Origin of the sequence: Pseudomonas sp. EL_65y_Pfl1_R83, assembly GCF_963970695.1 — a bacterium.
In the GTDB taxonomy this organism is placed as follows: Bacteria; Pseudomonadota; Gammaproteobacteria; order Pseudomonadales; family Pseudomonadaceae; genus Aquipseudomonas; species Aquipseudomonas tritici.
On sequence record NZ_CAXAQI010000522.1, the window covers coordinates 1 to 369 of the forward strand.

Genomic DNA, 369 nt, shown 5'->3' on the forward strand with positions numbered 1-369 from the left:
TCGGCAAACTCGACCAACAACCCGCTGCGCAACACCGCCAGTTGCTGCACTACGACGCCACCGGCCGCATCATCGCCAGCCAGGACAGCCTGCACGGCCAGCGTGAAACCTTCGCCTACGACGCCGCTGCCAACCTGCTGGATGGCCCGCAGGCGGGTGCCGGGTTGGTGGTGCATAACAAGCTGCTGACCTATCAGGACAAGCGTTATCGCTACGATGCGTTTGGCCGGATGATTGAAAAGCGCAGCGCCAAACGAGGCGTGCAACGCTTTGCGTATGACGCGGAAAGCCGGTTGGTTGAAGTACGTAATGAGAACGGCGGCGTGGTCAGGATGACCTATGACCCGCTGGGTCGACGCATCGAGAAAA

Annotated in this window: 1 protein-coding gene; it reads left to right on the forward strand. The window is 60.7% G+C overall.

Features of this window, described 5'->3' with window-relative positions; genetic code table 11:
* Positions 1–369 (forward strand): RHS repeat domain-containing protein (locus tag AACY08_RS30150; protein WP_339472741.1); only part of this gene is annotated, 369 nt, incomplete at both ends.